The organism is Arthrobacter arabinosi, from assembly GCF_054511115.1.
Window position 1 is genome coordinate 184,707 of sequence record NZ_JBTNDF010000001.1, and the last position, 21,376, is coordinate 206,082.

17 protein-coding genes and 2 tRNA genes are annotated in these 21,376 nt (G+C 71.0%); 10 read left to right on the forward strand and 9 right to left on the reverse strand.

Annotated elements, in window-relative coordinates:
- Window positions 1–56: 56 nt before the first annotated feature.
- The 4 genes from ACX80P_RS00900 to ACX80P_RS00915 form a co-directional block, all read right to left on the reverse strand.
- Window positions 57–2,633, reverse strand: coding sequence for an ABC transporter permease (locus tag ACX80P_RS00900; protein ID WP_459276147.1), 2,577 nt, complete (start codon window positions 2,631–2,633; stop codon window positions 57–59).
- Window position 2,634: 1 nt separating this feature from the next.
- Complete coding sequence (locus tag ACX80P_RS00905) at window positions 2,635–3,411, reverse strand: ABC transporter ATP-binding protein (RefSeq protein WP_459276148.1); 777 nt, start codon at window positions 3,409–3,411, stop codon at window positions 2,635–2,637.
- 150 nt (window positions 3,412–3,561) lie between these two features.
- The gene (locus ACX80P_RS00910) at window positions 3,562–4,251 is read right to left on the reverse strand and encodes a response regulator (RefSeq protein WP_459276774.1); all 690 of its coding nucleotides are present in this window, start codon (window positions 4,249–4,251) and stop codon (window positions 3,562–3,564) included.
- A 136-nt stretch (window positions 4,252–4,387) separates the two neighbouring features.
- Window positions 4,388–5,593 (reverse strand): sensor histidine kinase, encoded by a 1,206-nt coding sequence (locus ACX80P_RS00915; protein WP_459276149.1) that lies wholly within the window; start codon window positions 5,591–5,593, stop codon window positions 4,388–4,390.
- Window positions 5,594–5,704: 111 nt separating this feature from the next.
- Here ACX80P_RS00915 and ACX80P_RS00920 point away from each other — a divergent pair, with 111 nt between their 5' ends.
- Together ACX80P_RS00920 and ACX80P_RS00925 are read left to right on the forward strand one after the other, a co-directional pair.
- Window positions 5,705–6,757, forward strand: a complete 1,053-nt coding sequence (locus ACX80P_RS00920; RefSeq protein ID WP_459276150.1) for a 3-isopropylmalate dehydrogenase — start codon at window positions 5,705–5,707, stop codon at window positions 6,755–6,757.
- A gap of 97 nt (window positions 6,758–6,854) precedes the next feature.
- Window positions 6,855–7,961, forward strand: coding sequence for a branched-chain amino acid aminotransferase (locus tag ACX80P_RS00925; protein ID WP_459276151.1), 1,107 nt, complete (start codon window positions 6,855–6,857; stop codon window positions 7,959–7,961).
- Window positions 7,962–8,080: 119 nt separating this feature from the next.
- Here ACX80P_RS00925 and ACX80P_RS00930 read toward each other — a convergent pair whose 3' ends face one another.
- A complete protein-coding gene (locus ACX80P_RS00930; protein WP_459276152.1) occupies window positions 8,081–9,664 on the reverse strand; it encodes a putative bifunctional diguanylate cyclase/phosphodiesterase in 1,584 nt (527 codons plus the stop codon).
- Between the two features lie 239 nt (window positions 9,665–9,903).
- Window positions 9,904–10,902, reverse strand: a complete 999-nt coding sequence (locus ACX80P_RS00935) for a hypothetical protein (protein WP_459276153.1) — start codon at window positions 10,900–10,902, stop codon at window positions 9,904–9,906.
- Between the two features lie 566 nt (window positions 10,903–11,468).
- On the opposite strand from ACX80P_RS00935, the gene ACX80P_RS00940 reads away from it, so the two are divergent.
- The 7 genes from ACX80P_RS00940 (at window position 11,469) to ACX80P_RS00970 (ending at window position 18,854) form a co-directional block, all read left to right on the forward strand.
- The gene (locus ACX80P_RS00940; protein ID WP_459276154.1) at window positions 11,469–12,242 is read left to right on the forward strand and encodes a fumarylacetoacetate hydrolase family protein; all 774 of its coding nucleotides are present in this window, start codon (window positions 11,469–11,471) and stop codon (window positions 12,240–12,242) included.
- A gap of 83 nt (window positions 12,243–12,325) precedes the next feature.
- Window positions 12,326–13,834 carry a glutamate--tRNA ligase gene (gene gltX / locus ACX80P_RS00945; protein WP_459276155.1) on the forward strand — a complete coding sequence of 503 codons (1,509 nt, stop codon included), beginning with the start codon at window positions 12,326–12,328 and terminating at the stop codon, window positions 13,832–13,834.
- The gene (locus tag ACX80P_RS00950; RefSeq protein WP_459276156.1) at window positions 13,834–14,640 is read left to right on the forward strand and encodes an HAD family hydrolase; all 807 of its coding nucleotides are present in this window, start codon (window positions 13,834–13,836) and stop codon (window positions 14,638–14,640) included. Before gltX ends, ACX80P_RS00950 begins: the two co-directional genes overlap by 1 nt.
- A gap of 69 nt (window positions 14,641–14,709) precedes the next feature.
- Window positions 14,710–14,781 (forward strand) — tRNA-Gln (locus tag ACX80P_RS00955).
- A 67-nt stretch (window positions 14,782–14,848) separates the two neighbouring features.
- Window positions 14,849–14,921: transfer RNA gene (locus tag ACX80P_RS00960), tRNA-Glu, on the forward strand.
- A gap of 169 nt (window positions 14,922–15,090) precedes the next feature.
- Window positions 15,091–16,911 carry a dynamin family protein gene (locus tag ACX80P_RS00965; RefSeq protein ID WP_459276157.1) on the forward strand — a complete coding sequence of 607 codons (1,821 nt, stop codon included), beginning with the start codon at window positions 15,091–15,093 and terminating at the stop codon, window positions 16,909–16,911.
- Window positions 16,908–18,854, forward strand: a complete 1,947-nt coding sequence (locus tag ACX80P_RS00970) for a GTPase (protein ID WP_459276158.1) — start codon at window positions 16,908–16,910, stop codon at window positions 18,852–18,854. The genes ACX80P_RS00965 and ACX80P_RS00970 overlap by 4 nt, the downstream gene beginning before the upstream one ends.
- 24 nt (window positions 18,855–18,878) lie before the next feature.
- Here the strand turns inward: ACX80P_RS00970 and ACX80P_RS00975 are convergent, their stop codons facing one another.
- Window positions 18,879–19,439 (reverse strand): potassium channel family protein, encoded by a 561-nt coding sequence (locus tag ACX80P_RS00975; RefSeq protein WP_459276159.1) that lies wholly within the window; start codon window positions 19,437–19,439, stop codon window positions 18,879–18,881.
- Between the two features lie 236 nt (window positions 19,440–19,675).
- Here ACX80P_RS00975 and ACX80P_RS00980 point away from each other — a divergent pair, with 236 nt between their 5' ends.
- Entirely contained in the window at window positions 19,676–20,020 is a 345-nt protein-coding gene (locus tag ACX80P_RS00980; protein ID WP_459276160.1) for an SHOCT domain-containing protein, read from the forward strand.
- Between the two features lie 83 nt (window positions 20,021–20,103).
- On the opposite strand, the gene ACX80P_RS00985 is transcribed toward ACX80P_RS00980, so the two are convergent.
- Together ACX80P_RS00985 and ACX80P_RS00990 are read right to left on the reverse strand one after the other, a co-directional pair.
- Window positions 20,104–20,751, reverse strand: a complete 648-nt coding sequence (locus tag ACX80P_RS00985) for an MBL fold metallo-hydrolase (protein ID WP_459276161.1) — start codon at window positions 20,749–20,751, stop codon at window positions 20,104–20,106.
- 75 nt (window positions 20,752–20,826) lie between these two features.
- Complete coding sequence (locus ACX80P_RS00990; protein WP_459276162.1) at window positions 20,827–21,375, reverse strand: DUF1697 domain-containing protein; 549 nt, start codon at window positions 21,373–21,375, stop codon at window positions 20,827–20,829.
- Window position 21,376: the final 1 nt, after the last annotated feature.

Here is a 21,376-nt window from a genome sequence, read left to right on the forward strand (position 1 = left end):
CGATGCTCCCAATATAGGTGGCGGGGGAGGAGTCGGAGAGGACGGCGCGACGGGCGTCAGTCGGTTGCCAGCCCGGCGACCGGTGACAGCCGGGCCGCCCGGCGTGCCGGCAGCACGGAGGCCAGCAGGCCAGCTCCGACCGCCACCGCGAGGACCGCCGCGATCTGCCCGACCGGCACCGCGAGGCTGACGGGGGCCAGCCCGCCCAGGGCGGACTGCGCGCCGAGCCAACCGTAGAGGACGCCCAGACCGGTCCCGAGCAGCGCCGCGACACCGGCCATGAGCACGGCCTCGACGGCGAGCATCCCGCGCAGCTGGGCCCGGGTGAGGCCTAGGGCCCGCAGCAGTGAGTTCTCCCGGCGTCGCTCCAGCACGGACAGCGAGAGCGTGTTGGCGACGCCGATCAGCGCGATGAGCACGGCGACGGCCAGCAGCGCCGTCACGATCAGGAGCAGGACGTCGATGACCTGGTTGTACGCCACCCGTTCCAGCGCCGCGCCCGTCACCTGGTATTCGGACACGCCCGTCGCCTCGACGATCCGCGCCTGGATGTCCGTCACCGACTCCGCATCGGCGGCGTCGTCGAGCCTGAGCCAGTACGTCCTGCCCAGATGGTCCTCGAGGGTGGCCCCCGGGACCGGGTCCGCCGCGGCGTCCCCCGTCGTGCCCAGGTAATCGGACGGGGCTCCGTCCGGGGTACCACCGAGGCGTTCCGCCGTGCGGGTGCTGATCAGCGGCTGGAAGTAGACGGCGTCGACGGCCCTGACGGGGAGCGTCGCGGGGCCGTCGCCCCCCTCGAGGGTCACGTCGGTCTGCGTCCACGTCTGCGGGGCGAGGACCACCCCGTCGGTGAGGGCGGCGCCCTCACCGCGCAGGACGCCGCCGAGTTCTGCGGGGTCCACGGCGTAGACCACCTGCGCGCCGTCCCGCGCGCTCGTGAGCATCACGGGCGTGAGCTCGACGGCGGTCCGCACCCCGTCCACCTCCAGCAGCGTCGGGCCGTCGACGCGGGGCGGTTCGTCTCCCGGTGCGGGGGTCGCCGTCGCGGTGCCGGGGACCGCGACCGCGAGGTCGACGGCATAGTTCTCGTCCAGCTCCCGTTCCAGGGACGCCCGGGAGCTCTGGGCTCCGGCCATCATCATGGTGACGAGGGTGACGCCGATCATCAGGGCCGCCGAGGATGCCGTCGTGCGGGCGGGGTTGCGCACCGCGTTCAGCGACGCGAGGGTGCCGGGCACGCCCAGCGGGCGGGCGATCCTGCCGACGGCGGCGACACTGCGGGGCACGAAGAAGGGGGCGAGGAGCATGACGCCGAGGAAGGAGGCGGCGCCGCCCGCGACGGCCGGGACGAGGGCGACGGACACAGCGCCCAGCAGGAGCATGCTCGCGCCCCCGAGGACCGCCACGAGGCCCGCGACCAGGCGGACGCGCCCGCTGCCGCTCCCGAGGGCCGGCGGTTCCACCGGCCGGAGCGCAGCGAGGGGAGCCACGCGCGTGGCGGCGCGCGCCGGGACGAGCGCGGCCAGGAGGGTCATCAGCACGCCCACGGCGATACCGGTCACGACGGCCGACACCGGCACGGCGAGGACCGCGAAGGAGCCGTACTCGGTCTGCCGGGCCAGGGCGACGAGTACGCCCATGACCCCCGCGGCCAGCAGCACGCCGAGCACCGAGGACGCAGCGCCCACGATCGCGGCCTCCGCGAGGACCGAGGCGCGGACCTGGCGCCGCTCGGCGCCGATACAGCGCAGGAGGGCGAGTTCGCGGGTGCGCTGGGCCACCAGGACCGAGAACGTGTTCGAGATGACGAGCCCGGCCACGAGGACCGCCACGGCGGCGAAGGCGAGCAGGACCCCGGTGAGCACATCGCTGCCGTTCGAGAATTCGGCGACCTCCGCGACGGTCTGCTCCGCCGCCGTCCGGACCACCAGCGGGCCATGGTCGTCCGCGGGCAGGGCTTCGACAGCCATGGAGGCAGCGACGCGCACCCCGGCGGGATCGGCCCCGGGCGTCAGGGCGAGCTGCACGGTGCGGAACAGGGTCTGGCCGTCGCTCAGCTCCCGCACCACCGTGGGGGAGGCGAGGACCTGCACCGCGCCGGACAGTGACGGGTCGGTGCTCGGCAGGGTGAGGCCGGTGACGGTCAGCGCATTGCCGGGCGAGGTGGCGGGAGCGCCGGTGTCGAGTGCCACGGTGTCGCCCGGCACGACGTCGAGACGGGCCGCGGAGTCCTCGTCCAGTGCAACGTGGCCGGGTGCCGACGGGTAGGATCCCGAGGTCACGATCGCGGTCTCGAGCCGCGAGGGGGCCGTGGTGGTCAGGACGGCGAGCGAGTCCTGGGAGCCCGTGGTCAGCTGACCATAGGCGCGTTCGAGTCCGTGGACCGCGTCCACGCCGGGGAGGGCGGCGAGGTCCGCTGCCACCCCGGTGGGGACGGAGCCGCCGTCCTGCGCGGCCACCACGAGGTCGGCCCGGGCGTAGGAGGCTCCGATGCTCTCCTGGAGGCTGGCCTTCGTGGTCGCGCCCACCATGAGGGTCGCGGAGAGGAACGCGACGCCGAGCATCACGGCGAGGCCGACGGCGAGGAAGCGCCGGGCATGGACCCGGACCTGGGCGAGGGCTACCTGCAGCATGTCAGGCCCCCAGCGCCGTGAGCGCACCGAGGATCGCGTCGGGTGTGGACTGCTGGAGTTCGCCCATCAGCGCACCGTCCTTCATGAGGACCACGCGGTCGGCGTAGGACGCCGCGACGGGGTCGTGCGTGACCATGATGATGCTCTGGCCCATCTCGCTGCAGCTCCGGCGGAGCAGGGACAGCACCTCGGCCCCCGTCGCCGAGTCGAGGTTGCCGGTGGGTTCGTCACCGAAGATGACATCGGGCCGGGTCAGCAGGGCGCGGGCGACGGCGACCCGCTGCTGCTGGCCGCCGGAGAGCTCGTGCGGGCGGTGGGAGAGCCGGTCACCCAGGCCCAGCGAGGACGAGATCTGCTGGAGCCAGGCGGTGTCCACGGTGCCGCCGGCCAGCGCGACGGGCAGCGTGATGTTCTGCTCGGCGGTGAGGGTCGGGACGAGGTTGAAGGCCTGGAAGACGAAGCCGACGCGTTCGCGGCGGAGGCGCGTCAGGGCGGCGTCGGGGAGCCCGGTGATCTCGGTGCCGCCGATCCAGAGCCGGCCGGTGTCGATGCTGTCCAGGCCGGCCAGGCAGTGCATGAGGGTGGACTTGCCGGAACCGGACGGTCCCATGATGGCGGTGAAGCGTTCCGGCTCGAAGTCGAGCGTGACGTCGCGGAGGGCGTGGACAGCGGTCTCACCCCGGCCGTAGCTCTTGGACACGGCGCGCGCGGCGACGGCGCCGGAGGGGGGCGCCGAGGAGCCCGGGATCGCCCCGGGAAGATTCGTGGATATCGTCATGCTTCCACGCTAGGGACGCCCGCCGTCCGGCGGATCGGCGCCGGGTCGGGGATGACAGGGCCGGAGTCTCCTCCCGTGGGATGAGCCGCACGCCCGCGGTCTCCACCCGGGGGCCCCGGCCGCTCCGCGCCGGTCGTGCGGACCTGCCGGTCACGGCCGGACGATGCCCGTCTCGTAGGCCATGACGACGGCCTGCACGCGGTCCCGTGCCTCGAGCTTGGCGAGGATGTGACCCACGTGCGTCTTCACCGTCGCCTCCGAGAGGTGGAGTTTCGCGGCGATCTCCGGATTCGACAGGCCCTGCGCGATGAGCCCGAACACCTCGCGCTCGCGGACGGTGAGGCGCGCCACGGCCTCCGCGTGGGCGTGCTGCTCGGGGGAGGGCTGCCGCAGCAGCGGCGCCACGTGGTCGAGCAGGCGGCGCGTCGTCGAGGGTGCGATCACGGCGTCCCCGCGGTGCACCGTCCGGATCGCCTCGAGCAGTTCCTCGGGCGGCGCGTCCTTCAGCAGGAACCCGCTGGCCCCGGCGTGGATCGCCGCCAGGGCGTACTCGTCGAGGTCGAACGTGGTCAGCACCACGATGCGGGGGCCGGCCGCGGCACCCCCGGTGGCCCCACCGGCCGACGGGGTGCGGTCGGCGAGGATCCGCCGGGTGGCCTCGATGCCGTCCATACCCGGCATCCGGACGTCCATCATGACGACGTCGGCGCGCGTGGTCGCGAGCGCCCTCACCGCGGTCTCGCCGTTCGCTGCCTCGCTCACCACCCGCAGGTCGGGCTGGGAGTTGATGAGCATGGCGAACCCGCTACGGACGAGGTGCTGGTCGTCGACGATCGCCACGCGGATGGGCTCGGCGGCGTCGGCTGTCCCTGCTGCGAGGTGGTCGCCGGCAGCGGTCCCGGTGATGCTGTCCATGCTCTGTGTGTTCTCCTCTGATCGACGTGCTGGGTGGTGCCGGACTCCGGCCCGGAGCGCATCAGGTCTGCGTGTAGGGGATGAAGGCTTCCACCCGGTAGCCGCCACCGGTGCGGGGAGCAGCAGCGAAGGAGCCGTCGTAGAGCCGCACGCGCTCCGTCATCCCCAGGATCCCCTGGCCCGCACCCGCGGTGGCGGGATCCGCCGCGGCGCCCCGGCCGTCGTCGTCGACCGTGATGCTGAGCCCCCGGGGACCGTGGTCGAGCACCACGTCCGCTGTGGTGGCCACCCCGGCGTGGCGGAGCACGTTGGTGAGCGCCTCCTGGACCACACGGTAGGCGGTCAGCTCCGCGCCGGGCGGCAGGTCGCCGCGCGGCACACCCATGCGGCGGCACGCGACGCGGATCCCGGACCGGCGTACCGACCGGATGAGGGAGTCGACGTCGTTCAGCGTCGGCAGTGGGCGGGTGGATGCACTCTCGTCCCCGCGCAGCACCCCGAGCAGCCGCCGCATCTCGCGGAGAGAGCCCCGCCCGGTGTCGGCGATGGTCCCGAGGGTCTGGACGGCGACCTCCGGAGACTGCGCACTGGCGTACCGGGCGCCGTCGGCCTGCGTGATGATCACGGACAGGGAATGGGCCACGATGTCGTGCATCTCGCGGGCGATGTGGCTGCGTTCGTCCGCCGCCGCGAGGTCCCGTTCCTGCTGCCGCTCCACCTCGAGCCGGCGCGTCCTGTCCTCGAGGGCCTGGTAGGTCAGGCGACGTGAGCGCGAGAGATCACCCAGCGTCCAGGCGAGCAGGACGAGCGATTCCACGAGGAACAGCAGGATCAGGAACAGCGGCACGGTGGTGAGGACCGGCTGGCCCCGGCCGAGCCCGATCAGGTCGGCATACCGCACCAGCCCGATCGACGTGCCGGCGACGGCCAGTGCCAGCCCCCCGAGGCTCGCCCACCGGGGACCGTGGGCGGCGAGGGTGAAGAGCGTGATGAGGATGATGAACTGGGCCGGCACCGGCTCGATCCCCGTGACAAGCTGGACCACGGAGACGCCGGCGACGAGCCCCGCCGAGAGGACGATGCGCGAGCGGCGCCACACCAGCGGGACGGTCAGCGCAGCGGACACGACGACGGTCAGCGTGTACCCCTCGATGCTGTCGGCGGCGAAGGGCAGGACGAACACGAAGAGGATCGCCAGTACCAGGCCGGCATCGACGGTTCGCGGATGCGTGCGGACCCAGCGCGCCAGCCGCAGGTGGATGTCCATGGGGTCCCACTCTAGGCGGGACGCTCGGCGGCACACATCAGACCCAGGGTGGAGTCGTCTCACCCTGCGGACGGATTGTTGCCGCCCGGAGCGCTTTCCTACGCTGGGACCATGACTGACGCAACCCGCCGTATCGACCTCGCCGTCATCCCCGGAGACGGGATCGGGCCCGAAGTGACCGCCGAGGCGGTGAAGGTGCTGCGCGCGGCCGTCGGCGACGACGTCGAGCTCGCCCTCACCGAGTACCCGCTCGGCGCCGAGCACTGGCTCGCCACGGGGGAGACGCTGCCGGACGCGACCCTCGACCGGCTCCGGAGCCATGACGCCATCCTCTTCGGGGCGGTGGGTGCCGCTCCGGGCGACACCCGCATCCCCTCGGGGCTGATCGAGCGCGAACTCCTGCTGAAGCTCCGGTTCTCGCTGGACCACTACGTGAACCTCCGCCCCTCCCGGCTGTTCGCCGGGGTGCCCGGTCCCCTGGCGGACCCCGGGGCGATCGACTTCGTCGTCGTCCGCGAGGGGACCGAGGGCCCCTACACCGGCAACGGCGGGACGCTGCGCGGCGGCACGCCGCACGAGGTGGCCACCGAGGTGTCCCTGAACACGGCGCACGGAGTCGAGCGCGTGGTGCGGGACGCGTTCCGGCGGGCCGCAGCGCGCCGGAGGAAACTCACCCTCGTGCACAAGCACAACGTCCTCGTCTACGCCGGCCACCTGTGGAAGCGCACCGTGGAGGCCGTCGCCGCCGAGTTCCCGGACGTGGCCCACGACTACCTGCACGTCGACGCCGCCATGATCTTCCTCGTGACCGATCCGGCGCGCTTCGACGTGATCGTCACCGACAACCTGTTCGGGGACATCGTGACCGACCTCGCGGCGGCCGTGACCGGTGGCATCGGGCTCGCGGCGTCGGCGAACCTCAACATGGACCGCACCGCCCCGTCCATGTTCGAACCCGTGCACGGCTCGGCGCCGGACATCGCGGGCCGGCAGCTCGCCGACCCGACGGCGGCGATCCTCTCCGCGGCGCTCCTCCTGCAGCACCTCGGCCTCGCAGACCACGCGGTGCGGATCGAGCGGGCCGTCGAGGAGGACATCGCCGCACGCTCGGGTGCGCGGAGCACCTCGGCGATCGGCGATGCTATTGCCGCAGCCGTGTCCTAAGGTGGTTACACATCATTAACCCAGTGCCGGAGCACTGACCACCGACGGACGACGGCGGCCGAGCCGCGCGTGCAGTCCGTTCCAGCGCGGAGGAACCATGACAGCCACCGATACCCATTTCGCCCAGCACCTGTCGACGCAGCGGGCGTCGGCCGAGCAGCGGGAGGCGGTACTGGCGAACCCCGGCTTCGGCAACTTCTTCACCGACCACACGGCGATCGTCGACTTCAGCGTCGACGCGTCGGGTGTCGGCGGCTGGCACGACGCCCGCGTGGAGCCCTACGGGCCGATCGCCCTCGATCCCGCGGCCGCCGTCCTGCACTACGGCCAGGAGATCTTCGAGGGCATGAAGGCCTACCGCCACGCGGACGGATCGGTCTGGACCTTCCGCGCCGACGCCAACGCGGCGCGCCTGAACCGCTCCGCGATCCGGCTCGCCCTGCCCCAGCTGCCCGAGGAACTCTTCCTCGAATCCCTGCGCCAGCTCGTCTCGGTGGACCAGGAGTGGATCCCGTCCGGTGACGGCGAGAGCCTCTATCTCCGGCCCTTCATGATCGCCACCGAGGCGTTCCTCGGCGTCCGGCCGGCCCGCGAGGTGTCCTACCGCGTGATCGCCTCGCCCGCCGGGAACTACTTCGGCGGCGAGGTGAAGCCCGTGGACATCTGGGTGTCCCGGAACTACGCACGCGCCGGGCGCGGGGGCACCGGAGCGGCGAAGGCCGGTGGCAACTACGCCTCCTCGCTCGCGGCCCAGCTCGAGGCGGAGGCGCACGGCTGCAAGCAGGTGCTCTTCCTCGACCAGTTCAACGACAACGCGGTCGAGGAACTGGGCGGCATGAACGTGTTCTTCGTGTTCCGCGACGGCTCGATCGTGACCCCCGCCCTCTCCGGCACCATCCTCGAGGGCGTCACCCGCTCCTCGATCATCCAGCTCGGCCGGGACCGGGGACTGGACGTGAGCGAGCGCAAGATCACGCTGGACGAATGGCGCGACGGCGTCTCGAGCGGCGAGATCGCCGAGGTGTTCGCCTGCGGTACGGCCGCGGTCATCACGCCCATCGGCCGCCTGCGCGACGGTGACGAGTTCATCGGCGCCGAGGGAGCTCCCGCCGGCGAGGTCACCATGTCCATCCGCAGCCAGCTGCTCGGCATCCAGACCGGGGTCGTCGAGGACACCCACGGCTGGCTCACGCGCCTGGTCTGATCCTCGGATCCGTTCCTCGGACACCGACGACGGCGCCCGTCCTCCCCGCGCGGGACGGGCGGGCGCCGCCGTCGTTCCGGGGCCTCACGCGCAGCGGCGCGATCGGGTCTTCGGGGGAGTCAGAGCGACGGCGCCTGCGCGGGCTCCGCGGCGTCGCTGCCCTCGCTCGTCCGGAGGTACCGCGTGGAGGCGAGCAGTGCCGTCGACTCGTTCGCGGGCAGCGGGCGGCTGAAGTAGTAACCCTGACCGCTGGCGCAGCCCATGGAGCGCAGCTGGTCGGCCTGTTCCCGGGTCTCGATGCCCTCGAAGACGGCTTCTAGGCCGGCCGCACGGATGAGCTGCAGGATGGCGGCGACGAAGTCGAGCTGACCGGGCCTCGTGTTCAGCTCGACGAGGAGCGAGCGGTCCACCTTGACCATGCTGACGGGCAGTTCCCGCAGGTAGCTGATGGAGGAGTAGCCCGTGCCGAAGTCGTCGATCTCGATCCCGACGCCGAGCTGCTGCAGGCTCAGCAGCGAGTACATCTCGACCTCCCCGCGCGTCACGATCGCGGTTTCGGTGATCTCCACCACGAGGCTGTGGGCCGGGACCCCGAGCTCCCGGAGCAGCATCCTGACGTGGTCGACGAGATCCAGCTGCTTGAGTTCGACGGCGGAGAGGTTGACCCGCAGCTGGAAGTCGTCGTCGAGCGCGAGCTCCCTGCGCCAGACGGCGAGCTGCCGCAGCGATGAGGACATCACCCACCGGTCGAGGTCGTGGATGACGCCGATCTCCTCGGCGAGGGGGATGAACGTGTCCGGCGGGATCAGCCCGCGGAGGGGGTGCTGCCACCGCACCAGGACCTCGACGCCGAGGATGCGGTTGGTCGCGAGCTCGACGACGGGCTGGTAGTGCAGGACGAGCTGGTCGGAGCTGATGGCGTCCCGTAGCTCGGTGGCCATCTGGCTGCGGAGTTGCCGCGAGTAGAGCATCACGGGTTCGAAGACCTTGATGATGTTGCGGCCCTCACGCTTCGCCGCGTACATCGCTGTGTCGGCGTCGAGGAGGAGATCGTCCGCCGTCTGGTCGGCGGTTCCCAGGCGCACGCCGATGCTCGCCCGTGAATGGATGTACAGGGAGTCGAGATGCATCTGCTGCCCGAGCGCGTCCAGTGCGCGGCGGGCCACCTGCATGGCGATCTCCATGGTGGCCCCGGGGAGCAGGATGGCGAACTCGTCCCCGCCGAGCCGTGCCACCAGGTCGCTCTCGCGGACCACGCCGAGAAGCCGGTTCGCGACTTCCCGCAGCACACGGTCTCCCGCGTCGTGTCCGAAACGGTCGTTGACGTTCTTGAAGCTGTCGAGGTCGAGGAGCAGGAGGGCCGGCGGCTCGGCGCCGTGGGTCGCCACCTGGCTGAGCGCCTCCTCGATGCCATCCATGAGGGCCACACGGTTCGCGAGACCGGTGAGGGCGTCGGACATCGCCATCTTCATCATGTCGAGGTGCGCCTGGCGGAGCATCGCCGTCCGGCTCTCGACACGCTTCTCGAACTGCTCGTAGACCTGCTCGAGTTCTTCGGCCAGCAGGTTCACGCCGGTGATCACGGCGTCGACCTCGTCCCGGGCGCTCGAGGGTTCGATCCGGCTGCTCAGTTCTCCGCGCGACAGCCGGACGATGCTCTCGACGAGCATCGCCAGGCGGGGGTCCTTGTTCTCAGCGCTCATCGCTCCCAGAGTACATTCCGCTGGGCGGCGAATCCGGGGAGGTGCGTGTTCTGGCGGCGCGTTGTGGCCGCTGCCGCAGGACGGCGCTCGTGGAACCCCAGCCGGGGTGGGAGTAATGGGGGAAAACGCCCGACCCGGCCGGGGCATGGCTCTGACATTACGCCCGGAGGCCGACGTCCGTTCGGGTTGATTCGGGCAAGATTCCCCTTGACATCAGCAAGACGGGCGACGTGCGCGGTTCACCCCTGGATGGACTCGATCAACGCGCGGGCGCTGGATGCGCGGTCTTCAGCGCCGGACTGCAGGAACAGGTCCTCACTGGCTTCGAAGTTGGAAACGGCTTCGCGTTCCATGCCTCTCGGAGACGATGCCTGCCCCATGAGGAAGTGTGCCTGTGCGGCCATATGCGTGGCGAGCAGACTCTTCTTCTCGATCACCTCGGCCAGTTGGCCGGCAGCGGCCTCGAACTGCCCCGTGAGGACCAGCCACTGGGCCCGGGTCAGGCGGAGCTCCAGCCGGTCCCGCTCGGTCCCGCCCACGATCGAACTCGCTAGTTCTGCGCGTTCGATACATTCAAGGGTTTCGGGTTCGACGACTCCGGCGGCCAGGCGGAACTGCGCAGATCCTCTGTTGAAGCGCGCCCACAGGTCGAGATCGTTCGAGGGCGACAGTGTTTTCGCGGCTAGACCGTGGTAGTTGACCCCCTCGGAGATGTGTTTGAGGAGGAACGCCACGTTGCCGATGGCCCAGTAGCCCAAGCCCACCGTCTGCGTAGGTGGCTCTGTGGACAGCAGTTGCGCCAGGACCAGGCATTCCTTCCAGGCCTCCTCCAGTTGGTCGCTGTCTGCCAGTGAGGCGATCAAAGCGTTCTGTGCTTCCATCCGAATGCCTTTTTGGCCGGGTTCTTCATCCGCGAAGTCCACTGCCGCACGAGCGGATGCGACGGCGAGAGCGAGATTCCCTGTGCCTTGCAAGGCGAAAGACCTCAGTGTCGCCACCCTGGCGCTCAGGGCATTGGATTGCCTCGTCAAAGCGTGGGTCTCCAGCCGCTCAGCGATGTCAGTGGAGTCCTGCATTCGTCCTTGCTTTCGCAGGGCTTCGGAGACGAGGAATGTGGCGTTCCACCAACCTGCATCGTCTGCGGAGCCGGCAGCGACGCCCGCCGCACGCTCAGCCAACTCCTGCGCCTTCACGTAGTCGCGCTGGTTCCACGCGTCCCTTGCCTGCAGTTCGATCATGAGTTGCTCGCTACGGGAGTCCGGCAGTGCCATGATTGCCTTCCGTTGTTCGAATGACCTGTTCGCTTCCTTCACAGTATTGGTTCCGGCAACGCGTAAGGCATCAAGAACAAAAGTGGCAAAAAAAAAGAGCCAGAGGTGTTACCAAAGTGACTGGAGTGGCTTACGCTGTTTACCGGGCCACTTGTGGTATTGAGTTGCGCTCGCCCACCCTGTCCCCAAGCTCGAAGGATGTCCATTATGAAGCGCCTTGTATCCGCCGTCATGCTGTCCGTTTTTGTCGTCTCAGGAACGGCAGCAGTGGCTAACGCTGCTCCGGCGAAGACCGGGGAAGTCGCTCCCGTCTCTTCCCTCGACCGCGTCAACGGCTGGCCCTACTAAACCTTTCGGCGTGCTCTACGGTTCCGTTAGCAACCTGGAGCTGCGAAAGCTTATTTGAACCAGAACTGATACCGCGGGCACCCTCTCTCTGGGGAGGGAGTGCCCGCGGTATCTCCGCATGACCCCCGGCTGGGCCGCCGACCGCCGGGACGCCCCGTCACGAGGGCTCGCGCTAGGCTTGCGGCATGCGAATTGCACGCTTTGTCGTAAATGATGACCCAATGTTCGGCGTTGTGGAAGGGACCGAGGGCAGCGAGGAAGTCGCCGTCATCCAGGGCGACCCCTTCTACGCCGGCATCCAGCTGACCGGTGCCCGCCACGCCCTGGCGGACGTCCGCCTCCTCGCGCCCGTCATTCCCCGCAGCAAGGTGGTCGGCGTGGGCCGGAACTATGCGGATCACATCCGGGAGATGGGGAGCGAGACGCCGGCCGCGCCGCTCATGTTCCTCAAGCCGAACACATCCGTCGTCGGTCCGGGCGATCCGGTCATGCTGCCGTCCTTCTCGGACGAGATCTCCTACGAAGCAGAACTCGCCGTGGTCATCGGCCGCATCTGCAAGGACGTCCCGCTGGAGCGCGTGGACGACGTCGTCTTCGGCTACACCTGCGCCAACGACCTGACGGCGCGCGATATCCAGCGTACCGACGACCAGTGGGCGCGCGCCAAGGGCTTCGACACGTCCTGCCCGATCGGGCCCTGGATCGAGACGGACCTCGACCCGGAGAACCTCACCATCCGGGGGAGCCTCGACGGCGAACTCCGCCAGGACGGTTCCACGAGCGACATGATCTGGGGTGTCCGCGAGCTCGTGGCCTACGTCTCGCAGGCCTTCACCCTCCTGCCCGGGGACATCATCCTGACGGGGACGCCCGCCGGGGTCGGCACGATCACCGACGGCCAGCGGTACGACGTCGACATCGAGGGCATCGGACGCCTGTCCAACCCGGGCCGCCGCTGACGGCCTGTGCGCCGTCGGGCCTCGCATCCGGGGTCCGACGGCGCACAGGCGCCGCTCCCGGTCCCACCTAGAATGGGACCACCATGACTACTGCCGCTGAGTACCCCACCGTCACCGATGCCACGCCCGTCCGGGTCCGATTCTGCCCGTCGCCGACCGGGACGCCCCACGTCGGGCTGATCAGGACCGCGCTGTTCAACTGGGCGTACGCCCGCCACACGGGCGGCAAGCTGATCTTCCGCATCGAGGACACCGACGCCGCGCGCGACAGCGAGGAGAGCTACCAGCAGCTGCTGGAGGCGATGACCTGGCTCGGCATCGACTGGGACGAGGGCGTCGAGGTGGGCGGCCCGCACGCTCCCTACCGCCAGTCGGAGCGCGGCGAGCTGTACCAGGACGTCATCCACCGCCTCGTCGAAGCCGGCCACCTCTACGAGTCCTTCTCGACGCCCGAGGAGGTCGAGGAGCGCCACCGTGCCGCGGGGCGCGACGTCAAGCTCGGCTACGACAACCACGACCGCACCCTGACCGGGGAGCAGAAGGACGCCTTCCGCGCCGCCGGCCGCCCCGCGGTCCTGCGCCTGCGGATGCCCGACGACGACATCACCTTCACGGACCTCGTGCGCGGGGAGATCACGTTCCGCGCCGGCAGCGTGCCCGACTTCGCCGTCGTCCGGGCCAACGGCGCGCCCCTCTACACGCTCGTGAACCCCGTGGACGATGCCCTGATGGGCATCACGCACGTCCTGCGCGGCGAGGACCTGCTGTCCTCCACACCCCGCCAGGTGGCGCTGTACCGGGCGCTGATCGACATCGGGGTCGCCCAGCACCTGCCGCTGTTCGGACACCTGCCCTATGTCATGGGCCAGGGCAACAAGAAACTGTCCAAGCGGGATCCCGAGTCCAACCTGTTCCTGCACCGCGAGCGCGGGTTTATCCGCGAGGGGCTCCTCAACTACCTGTCACTGCTCGGCTGGAGCCTGTCGGCGGACCAGGACATCTTCTCGGTCGATCAGCTCGTCGAGGAGTTCGACGTCCACGACGTCCTCGCCAACCCCGCCCGGTTCGACCTCAAGAAGGCCGAGGCGATCAACGGCACGCACGTCCGGCTGCTGGATGCGGGTGAGTTCCGTTCCCGCCTCCTGCCGTACCTCGCCGCCGCCGGCCTCATCGGCGCGGACCCCACCGAGCAGGAGCTGCGCATCGTCGCCGAGGCCGCCCCGCTCATCCAGGAGCGCATCACCCTGCTCGGCGAGGCTCCCGAGATGCTGGGGTTCCTGTTCAAGGCCGACGACGCCGTGGACATCGCGGACGACGCCCGGAAGGGACTGCCGGAGAACCTCGGCGAGGTGCTCGACGCCACCCTGGCCGCCCTCGAGGGCTGCCCGGCGTGGGACGCCGAATCACTGCAGGCCGCGCTGCGCGGTGCTCTGGTGGACACGCTCGGCCTGAAGCCGCGGCTCGCCTTCGGTCCGGTGCGGACCGCGATCTCCGGCCGCAGGATCTCCCCGCCACTGTTCGAGTCGATGGTCATCCTCGGCCGGGAGTCCTCGATCGCCCGCGTCCGCGCGCTGCGCGCGTCGGCGGCGTGATGGCGGCCGGCCGGGGCGCCGCCGTGCCGGTCTCGGCCGGCCCCGACGCCGGGGGCTTCCCGGGCGTCGAGGGCGTGCTGTTCGACATCGACGACACCCTCGTGGACCTCGAAGGGGCCATGGGGCACACGCTCCAGGCCATCCCCGATCCTGCCCTGAACCACCTCAGCGACGACGACTGGGCGCGCTACAAGGCGCTGTACACGACCGACCCGCAGCGGCATTACGACCGCTTCCTCGCCGGGGACGTCACCTTCGAGGAGCAGCGGGTGCACAGGGTCAGGCATGCGCGCGCCGCCTTCACCCCCGAGCCCTTCGCGGGGCACGTGGCGGAGGCGTGGGTGCGCGCGTACGAGCGGACCCTGCCCCTGCACTTCAGGGCGTACGACGACGTCGTGCCCGTCCTGGACGAGCTGGACGCGCGTGGCATCCCATACGGAGCAGTCAGCAACAACGTGCACGACTACCAGCGGGCGAAACTGGACCATGCCGGACTGCAGCGCATCGCGACGCTCGTCGGCATCGACACCGTGGGCGTGGCCAAACCGGAACCGGCGATCTACCACGAGGGGGCCCGGCTGCTCGGAACCGCCCCTGCGCGAACGCTCTACGTCGGGGACAACCGGCTGGTCGACGCCGTCGGAGCCCAGGCGGCCGGGCTGATCGGGGTCTGGCTGGACCGTGCGGGCGCGGGCCGGGACGCAGGCACCGACGGCGGGTCGGCGGCCGACGCCGGATGCACGGTGGAGGTCCCGCGGATCGTGGGCCTGACGCCCGTTTTGCAGTTCCTGCCCTCCGTCCGGTAAAGTTGTTTCTCGGCGCGGAGCGGTTACGCGAGCGGAACCCAGCACGATCGGGTCTTCGAGAAGTGCCATTGGGGTATGGTGTAATTGGCAACACACTGGTTTCTGGTACCAACATTCTAGGTTCGAGTCCTGGTACCCCAGCGCGGTTCGGCCCTTCGGGGCGGGATGGCACAAGCACGGTGCAACACATAGTAGGATGGAAAGTACTGGCCCCATCGTATAGCGGCCTAGTACGCTGCCCTCTCACGGCGGTAACGCGGGTTCGAATCCCGCTGGGGTCACATCAGCCCGCAAGGGCACGGTCCGTCAGGACACCGGGAAGTCCCGGACATCACCACGATGTCCGGGACTTCTTGGTATCCGGGGCATCCCTTCATGGGGACGATCCCGAATTTGGGAAGAGGGCGCGAACCTCCCGGCCGCAGGGGAGGGGACTGGCATGATGGATCCATGAGCGCACCCCCCTTGGCCGGCGAAGCCCGCGGGCTCTCCCCGCTGCTCCGCGAAGTGCGCGGAGCACTCGAGAGTCTCGCGTTCCCGCTGGAACTCCCCGGATCGGTCGAGGCACGGCAATCAGCAGTGGCTGCACGCGCGCAGCTCAACGACTACATCCTTCCCCGGCTGGCCAGCCTCGACGCGCCGCTCGTCGCCGTCGTCGGCGGTTCCACAGGGGCCGGGAAGTCCACCCTCGTCAACGCCCTCGTGGGGCAGCCCGTCTCCATCACCGGTGCCGTACGCCCCACCACCCGGCAGCCGCTCCTCCTCCACCACCCCGCCGACGGAGCCTGGTTCGACGACGCACGCGTCCTGCCCACGCTCAGCCGGGTCCGCCTCGCAGCCGACGGCGGTGGAACAGTCGTGTCCGAGGGACCGGACGGCGATGAGGCAGGCTCACCTACCAGCGGCGCGCCTGCGCTGCTCCACCAGGCGGCGGGAGCGGACACCCTGCTCCTGCGCCCGATGCCGACGCTGCCTCCCGGGCTCGCGCTGCTCGATGCCCCTGACGTCGACTCGATCGCGGACGAGAACCGCCGGCTCGCCGGCCAGCTGCTCGCAGCGGCCGACCTGTGGATCTTCGTGACCACGGCCAATCGCTACGCGGACGCCGTCCCGTGGCGCCTGCTCGCGGAGGCGGGACGGCGGGACGTCCTCGTGGCCGTCGTCCTGGACCGCGTGCCCGCCGGGGTCGAGGAGGAGATCCGGAGCGACCTGCTGACGCTGCTGTCGGCCGAGAACCTCGGACACGCCCCGATCTTCGTGGTACCGGAGACGACGCTCGGTCCGTCCCGCATGCTGCCCGCGGACGCCGTCGAACCGATCACCCGCTGGCTGCAGGCACTGGCCGCCGACGCCGACGGGCGGCGGGACATCGCGCGCCGGACGGTGAGCGGCGCGATGCGTGCCCTCGCAGGTCGCATCGACGCCATCGCCGAAGCCGCCGGCCAGGAGCAGTCCGTCGCCGACGCACTGCTCGCAGGAGTGGAGGTCGCCTACGGGGACGCCCTGACTGAGGTCCTCGCCGCGACGGAGGACGGCCTGCTGCTGCGCGGGGAGGTCCTCGCCCGCTGGCAGGACTTCGTCGGCACCGGGGAATTCATGCGCGGCCTCGAGACGAAGATCGGGTGGGCCCGCGACCGGGTCAGCGCGTTCTTCACGGGACGACCGGCTCCCGCGGCGACCGTGGCCGACGCCATCGGCAGCGGGCTGCAGACGGTGATCGTGGAGCAGGCGGCCCGAGCGGACGAGTCGACGCGCCGCCGCTGGCGCGCCGACCACGCCGGCCGGGTCCTGCTGGAGGGCGTCCCGCCCTGGGACGGCACCGCCCTCTCGGCGGAGGTGGCCCGTGAGATCCGGGAGTGGCAGCAGGACATCCTGCTGCTCGTCCAGGCCGAGGGCGCGGACAAGCGGTTCACGGCACGCATGCTCTCCTTCGGTGTCAACGGGATCGCCGTGGCACTGATGGTGGTGGTCTTCGCGTCGACCGGAGGACTCACGGGCGGCGAGATCGGCATCGCCGGGGCGTCGGCGGTCGCCGGGCAGAAGCTCCTGGAGGCGGTCTTCGGCGACGACGCCGTCCGCCGCCTGGCCGCCACGGCCCGGAAGAACCTGTACCAGCGCGTCGACGCGCTGTTCGGCCGCGAACGCGAACCGTATCTCCGGCGCCTCGAGCCCCTCGCGCTGCAGACCCCGGCCGAGGCGCTCACGGTCCTGGCGAGTCGCCTCCGCACCGCGCTGCCGGCCCAGCCCTCCGCGGCGGGGGAGGACGTATGAGCCGTCCCGGGGAGGAGACCCGGACTCGGGCGGCCACGCTGACCGAGGTGCTCACGCACCTGCGGGAGGCGTACGAGCTGGGCGAGGACCGGCTCCCCGAGGAGGAGCTCGACCGGTTGCACCGGATGCTGGAGCGCGCAGGCCGGCGCCGCGCGCTCTCGGCGGACCACACCGTGGTCGGCGTCTTCGGGCCGACCGGCAGCGGCAAGTCCTCGCTCGTGAACGCGCTGAGCGGAACCGTGGCGGCACGGGTCGCCGCGCGGCGCCCGACGACGTCGGAACCGCTCGCCCTGGTCTGGGGGCCCAGCGGCAGCGACGAGCTGCTCGACTGGCTGGAGGTCCGGCAGCGGGTCGCCCTGCCGCAGGGTGCCCCGCTCGTCGGGGGAGGCCCGCTCCCGGCGCCGCTCGTGCTCGAGACGGTCCCATCCGGAGGACCGAGCACCGACGCCGCGCCGGCCGGGCGCGCGCTTTCCGGCCCGCCGGGTCAGCCCCCCGGCGACGGGCAGGACCACCGGGCCGGGCGGGGCGCTCACAGCGCCGGCTCCGGGGGCTCCGCCGACGACGCCGCGGCCGGTCCGGTGGTTGCGGCGACCCGAGCGGCCTCCGACCGCCGGGGGATGCTCCGCCGGTTCTTCAGCGGGCGGCGGAAGGGCGTGACACCGGCTGCCGCACACGAGGCGGCGAGGACGGCGCCGCCCCTGGCGCCCGATACCGCCGGCCTGATCCTGCTGGACCTTCCCGACTTCGATTCCACGGCAGCGGCGCACCGAGAGACCGTCGAGCGCCTCGCCGGCCAGGTCGACGTCCTGCTCTGGGTGGTCGATCCCCAGAAGTACGCCGACGCAGCGCTCCACCACGGCTTCCTCCGCGAGCTCGCGACCCACGAGGCGGTGACGCTCGTCGCGCTCAGCCAGGCCGACCGCCTCGACCCGCAGGACCTCGACGCCGTGCTGTCCTCCCTCGCCGGGATCCTGGCGGGCGAGGGACTGGCGGGGGTCGACGTCGTCCCGGTGTCCGCCCGGACGGGCCAGGGGGTCGGCGACCTCGCCGCAGCCATCCGGGAGCTCGCCGAGGGCCGTGCCGCGTCCACGCGCAGGGTCGCCGCTGACGCCGAGCGGGCGGCCGCTGAGCTGCGTCCCTTCGCCGCGGAGCGGACCGGCGCGCCGACGGCCGCCGCGCGGGCAGCCCTGGCCGGCGAACTCGGCTCCGCCGCGGGCGTGCCCGTGGTGGTGGACGCCGTCCGGAGCGCCTACCGGCGCGATGCGCACGCGGCGACGGGCTGGCCCGTGACCCGCTGGCTCGCCGGGCTCCGCCCGGACCCGCTGCGCCGGTTGAACCTGCGCCAGCAGGATCTCGTCCCGGAGCTGCGGCGGTCCTCGCTCCCCGTCGGGAACCCGGCCCAGCAGGCGCGGGTGGACCACGCCCTGCGGGTCTTCGGGGACGCCGCCACGGGCGGTCTCTCCGAGCCGTGGCGCACATCTGTCCGTGATGCCGCCCGGGAGACCTCCACGGAGCTCACGGACGCCCTCGACGCCGCCGTCACCGGTACCGACCTCGAGACCGGTCGGAGGAGGTGGTGGGGCATCTTCGGTGTCCTCCAGTGGGTCGCCTTCGCGGCCCTCGTGGCCGGACTCGGCTGGCTCGGCCTGCTGGCCGGCCTCGCGTTCCTGCAGCTGCCCGCCCTCGACGTACCCCGGGTGGAGGGCTTCCCGCTGCCCACCCTGCTGATCCTCGGCGGGCTCGCGGCCGGCATCCTGCTCGGCGTCGTCGCGGCGCTCCTGGCCCGATGGGGGGCCGCCAGGCGCGCCGGCCGGGTGCGCCGGAAGCTGCTGGACGCGTGCGCGCGGGTGGCGGACGACGTCGTCCTGCAGCCCGTGGCGGACGAGGTGGAGCGCAGCAACGCCTTCAGCGCCGCCGTGCGCGCGGCGTCCCGGCACGGCTGACGCACTCACCGGCGAGGGGCCGGGCTATCGGGTGAGCCGCTTCGAGGCCGCGAAGAAGGCGACCTTCCCGATCAGCAGCAGCGCGCCGAGGTTCGCCAGCATCTGGACGGCCAGGACCGCCCGGGCCAGATCGGTGCGCGGCGTGATGTCGCCGAAACCCACGGTGGCGAACGTGGTGGTCGTGAAGTAGAGGGCGTCGATCCGGCTGAGCGGCTCACTGAAGGACGCCGGGTCAGCCTCCGACATGGAGATGTAGAGCAGCGCGAAGAGGCACAGCAGGATCAGGATCATCTCGACGACGGCCTCTGCTGCCCGGATCTGGGGGATCTCGGCCGCCATGATCCGCTGCAGTTCGAGGGCCATGGCTGCGAGGAAGACGAGCACGACGACGACCAGTCGGATCCACGCGGCGAGAGGATTCTCCTGGTTGAACCCTCCGACGGGAATCACGGAATACAGGCCGAGGACGATCGTGCAATAGGCGGCGAGCCGCACGATCGACAGGAGGAGGGCGCGACGGCGGCGCGCTCTGTCGAGTTCACGGAAGAACGCTGGGCTGCCTTGCCCGATGCTTTTCGCATCCATGCTTCATGGTAGCGCCGGCCTGCCTGATCCCTCCCGAACGGGCGCCCGAACCCGCCCCGGATCGGCGCCTTCAGGACCTTCGGCCCTTTGCCGTCCCCCGGCCTTTCACGACACTTGGAGTACCCAAGCCGCGCCGGTCCGTCTGTCCTCGCGGCGCTTTAAGCAATTCTGACAGGAGTGGACAGGTGGAATTCTGGGAGAACATATGGAACGTTATCTGGTTATCCTTCTCGATCATGGTGTTCTTCGCCTATTTGATCGTGCTGTTCCAGGTAATCGTCGATCTCTTCCGCGATCGTGAACTATCGGGCGGCTGGAAGGTGCTCTGGGCGATCGGTTTGATCTTCATCCCGCTGATCACCGCCGTGGTCTACCTCCTGGCGCGCGGACGCGGGATGGCGGATCGCGAACTGGCCAGCCGCCAGGCGGCGCAGGAGTCCATGGACAACTACGTCCGGAGCGTGGCCGCGCCGACGTCGGCCGAGGAGATCGCCAAGGCGAAGGAACTGCTCGACGCCGGCACCATCTCGGAGCCCGAGTTCGTCAAGCTGAAGGACCGCGCACTGTCGTCGGTCGGCTGAGCGCACCTGCGATCCCGTCCCGGGCACCAGCCGGGGACGGGATCGCCCGTGTCGGGGGACGGGGGCCCCTGGAACGGCAGGGCTCAGGACGGACGGGCCGGGGTCCTGGCGATCGGGCTGTGACCCGAGCAGACCCACTCCACCGAGCCCGAGCGGATGCGCTCGGCCAGGACCTCGACGCTCCGCGCGGCGAGGGGCCGGTCGTCGATGAGGGGCGCATAGAAGTCCCGGACACTCCCGTCCGCGGCCACCCGTGCCGCGTCGCCCGTGAAGAGGACGCCGCGCCACTGGTACGCATAGTGGCCCGGGGTGTGACCGGGGGTGGGGAAGTACTCGAGCCCCGGGAAGATCTCGCCGGAGCCGGTCAGTTCCCGCGCGCCGTCCGGCAGCCGGACGCGGGCGATCCGCCGCAGGACCCGCCGGAACACGGTCTTCGGCCGGAGCCGACCGCGCAGGACGTCCGCGTCAGCGGAGCCGATCCACACGGTCGCGCCGAGGGCTTCCTGAAGCCGCTGCGCCACCTGGGCGTGGTCGACGTCGTAGTGGGTCAGGAGGATGTCGGTGATCGGACCGGTGGCCGCCCCGTTGTCCCGCAGCTCCGTGATGACGCCGTCGAACCCCGACGCCATTCCGGGGTCGACCACGGCGGCGCGACCCGCACCGACCACCACGAAGCCGTGCGAGCCCTTCTGCTGCTCGAGCTGGTGGCAGTCCTGGGCGATGAGTCGCATGGGTATCCTTCGACAGGGTCGGCGCGGGTGTCCGCTCGGCGTGGTCGAACACTACCAACGGCGGCGAGTCCCCGCTCACGCCTGGAGGCGCAGCACCTTCTCCACGGTTCGGATAGTGCGGGTCGTCGAGTGCGCCGCGTGCCGAGCACGGGCGAGCAGCTTCGCGAGGGGGACGTCGGTCGAACTCCCCTTCGGCGGGAACCACGCGACCGCCGTGCCCCCGGCGAGGGGAACGGGCTCCTCGCCGAGGCCGCGTGCCTCGTCGACGAACGCCGCGCGTTCGGTGGGGCCCGAGAACAGCGTGACGTACGTGTGGGTGTCGGGAGCGTCCGACGCCGGCACCGACGCCGCGATCGCGGCGAGGTCGGCCCGCTCGACGATGATCACCCGTGCCGGATAGCCGTATCGGGCGCGCAGTGCCTCCTCCACGAGGTCCGCGAGGTGCCCGGCGTCGAGCAATGACGAGCAGGTGACGTTGCCGCTGGCGAGGACCGTCGCGACATCGTCCACCGGGAGGCCGGCGAGCAGCCCGCGGAGGTCGGCCATGCGGATGGTGACCCCGCCGACGTTGACGCCGCGCAGGAAGATCGCATACCGGTGCGGGGCGGGCGCGTCGTCGCCCATG